Raw genomic sequence first — 2,695 nt, forward strand, 5'->3', positions numbered from 1 at the left:
TGCGGTGATCGGCTGGGCGGCCGCGCCCGCGATCGTGCGCTCGGTGGGCGGGCCCCCGGCCGTCCAAGGCTATGGGGTCGACTATCTCGCATGGTCCATGCCAGGGCTCGTGGGCATGCTGCTCGTGTTTGCCGGCACCGGCGTGCTGCGCGGCCTGCAGGACACGCGGACGCCGCTCGTCGTGGCCACGTGTGGCTTCGCGGCGAACGCCGCACTCAACTTCCTGTTCGTCTACGGCTTCGGGTGGGGGATCGCGGGCTCGGCGATTGGCACGAGCGTGGCCCAGCTCGGCATGGCGGCCGTCTACCTCGCGATCGTGGTCCCGCGGATCCGCCACGAGGGCCTGCGCTTGGCGCCGACGTGGCGCGGGATTCTCGGCGCGGCACACGTCGGGTCCTGGCTCATGCTGCGCACGCTCACGCTGCGCGCCGCGATCTTCGCGACGGTCGTCGTCGCGACCGCGCAGGGCGCCGAGAACCTCGCGGCACACCAGCTCGCCATGACCATGTTCAACTTTCTCGCGTTCGCGCTCGACGCCCTCGCGATTGCCGCGCAGTCGCTCATCGGCAAGGAGCTCGGAGCCTCCAACGCCGCGCGGGCGCGGGAGCTCACGGGCACCATGGTCCGCTGGTCCCTCGGGTTCGGCGTGGTCACGGGCGCACTTCTTGCCGCGACGGCGCCGTGGGTTGGGTGGCTCTTCACCGCCGATCCCGGGGTCCACGAGGCGCTGACTCCAGCGCTGTGGGTGCTCGCCGCGAGCCAGCCCGTGTGCGGCTTCGTGTTCGTGCTCGACGGCGTGCTGATCGGCGCCGGGGACGCGCGGTATCTCGCGATCGCAGGCGTGCTCAATCTCGTGGTCTACGGACCGCTCCTCGTTTGGGTGGGCCTCGCGGGGCTGAGCGGCCCGGCCGGCCTCGCATGGCTGTGGGCCGCGTTTGCGGTCGGCTACATGCTCGCGCGAGCCCTCACGCTCGGCCTCCGGGCCCGCGGCACAACCTGGATGGTCCTGGGCGCGGCGTAGCGCTTCGCGGCCGGCTGCGTCGCGCGGACGTCAAGGGGCCTCAGCCCCCGACTAAACTGGCTCCGTGCCTGCTGACCAGTCCCTACCTTCCCGTGCCCGCCTCTGGCCGCCCGTCCTGGGCCGAGCCGTGGTGGCCCTGGCGTTCGGCGCCACGACGGTGTTCTGGGGGCAACCGACGACGGCGGGCGCGGCCTGGCTCATGGCGCCTTACCTCGTGTTGCTCCTCGCCGGGGAGGTGTGGCTCGTCCGCTCGGAGCGCCCCGCGCCGGAGCGGGCTTCGACCCTGTTCGGCCTGATCCCCTATGCCGCGGCGGCCGTCGTTGGCATCGTGATCGCGGTCGCCCCCAGCGACGCCATGGTGGGTGGGGCGGGGGCCGCCGCCCTCGCGCTCGTGGGGATCTCCGACGTCGTGCGCGGCGTGCTCTCGAGGCGCGCGCCGGCCGGCGGGGCCTCTCCGCTCGCGCGGGACCTCCTGATCGGCGGAGTCGTGAATCTGGGCGCGGGGATCCTCCTGCCGTTCTTTGCGGCGGCCGGGCCGCACGCCCTCTTGGGCGTTGCGGGCGGGGCGGCCATCATCACGGGGGTGCTGCTCGCCATCGCCGGCCTGAGCCTCCGGCACGATTCAGCCGGCGAAGCTCGCGTGGCCTAGAATTGAGTGGTTCTACTCGGCGTAGAACTCCCAAGACTTGACGGAGACCCTCCCATGACTGACCAGACCCCGCGCGGACCTCGCGTCGGCATCAAGGGCCCCCTCATGTTTTCTGCGTTCTTCGGCGTCGTCGCTTTCGTGGCGGTGCTCATCTTCGGTTCGGGCGGAACGGGCCACGGCATGCGCTTCGATCTCGCGTTCTCGGCAGGCGGGATCGCGTTCATCGTGTGCCTCGTCGTTGCCGCGATGCTCTCCATGACGTACAAGGAGAACGCGGACCATCTCGGCCACGGCTCCGGCGTCAATCTCCGCTCGGAGGACAGGCTCAAGCGACACGCCGCGGACCAAGGCCAGGGCAGCGCAGAGGGCCACTCTGGAGGTCACTCCGAGAGCCGCGCTCAAGACGCCGATCGGGCCGATACTCCGGACGAGGACAAGCCCCAAGCCTGACCCACCCGAACGTTTTTTACATGTCAACGTACATGTCAACTCGGGTCCTTCATCGTGCCGTAAGCTGGAGCCTCATCGAGTGAAGTGAGCCGCCCGGATGATGCCCACGTATACGAGCAGTAGCCCCTCGCCGCGGCGCCGTGCCGTCGCGGGGCTGCTCGGCATCTATCTCGGCGCGTTCGGCGCCCATCGCTTCTATCTGGGCTACACGGCGATGGGCATCGCGCAGATTCTGGCGGCCATCCTCCTCGCGAAGGCGACGTACGGCGCGGTCTTCCTGTGGGGGATCGTCGAGGGAACGCTCATTGTGCTCGGCGCGCAGCCGTTCCGCACCGACGCGTACGGGCGCGAGCTGCGCTAGCCGCGAGAACTCAATTCCAGAGCGGGCTCTGGTCCGTCCATCCGACGGGGATACCGAGCCGCTCGACCGTGCGCGGCGTCGAAGTCTCGGCGGCCCCGACCACGGCGAGGGCATGCACCACGAGGCGCGTCTGGACCGCCGCGACCCAGGCCGCGGTGTCGGCGTGCTTGTGGCGCGCGTCGACCACGAGCCAGGTCTGATCGGCATTGAGCCG

4 protein-coding genes and 1 pseudogene are annotated in these 2,695 nt (G+C 70.5%); 4 read left to right on the forward strand and 1 reads right to left on the reverse strand.

Translation table 11 applies throughout. From position 1 onward, the window contains the following. The 4 genes from ACLN58_RS20600 to ACLN58_RS20615 all read left to right on the forward strand — a co-directional run. Positions 1-1,021, forward strand: a 1,021-nt coding sequence (locus ACLN58_RS20600; RefSeq protein ID WP_415857095.1) for an MATE family efflux transporter, incomplete at its 5' end; no start/stop codon positions are given. 64 nt (positions 1,022-1,085) lie between these two features. Further along, on the forward strand, positions 1,086-1,670 hold the full coding sequence (locus ACLN58_RS20605) for a hypothetical protein (RefSeq protein ID WP_415857096.1): 585 nt from the start codon (positions 1,086-1,088) through the stop codon (positions 1,668-1,670). Between the two features lie 54 nt (positions 1,671-1,724). Next, positions 1,725-2,120, forward strand: coding sequence for a hypothetical protein (locus tag ACLN58_RS20610; RefSeq protein WP_415857097.1), 396 nt, complete (start codon positions 1,725-1,727; stop codon positions 2,118-2,120). 97 nt (positions 2,121-2,217) lie between these two features. Then, positions 2,218-2,481 carry a TM2 domain-containing protein gene (locus ACLN58_RS20615; protein ID WP_415857098.1) on the forward strand — a complete coding sequence of 88 codons (264 nt, stop codon included), beginning with the start codon at positions 2,218-2,220 and terminating at the stop codon, positions 2,479-2,481. A 10-nt stretch (positions 2,482-2,491) separates the two neighbouring features. Here the strand turns inward: ACLN58_RS20615 and ACLN58_RS20620 are convergent. Then, positions 2,492-2,695 (reverse strand): annotated as a pseudogene (locus ACLN58_RS20620) (hypothetical protein); the annotation flags it as partial.

This window comes from Sinomonas sp. G460-2 (assembly GCF_047759905.1).
Lineage (GTDB): Bacteria > Actinomycetota > Actinomycetes > Actinomycetales > Micrococcaceae > Sinomonas.

What these genes read in the sequence shown, in the direction of transcription:
- ACLN58_RS20615 (WP_415857098.1), top strand. Translation starts at nt 2,218, where the DNA reads ATGATGCCCACGTATACGAGCAGTAGCCCCTCGCCGCGGCGCCGTGCC.
- ACLN58_RS20610 (WP_415857097.1), top strand. Translation starts at nt 1,725, where the DNA reads ATGACTGACCAGACCCCGCGCGGACCTCGCGTCGGCATCAAGGGCCCC.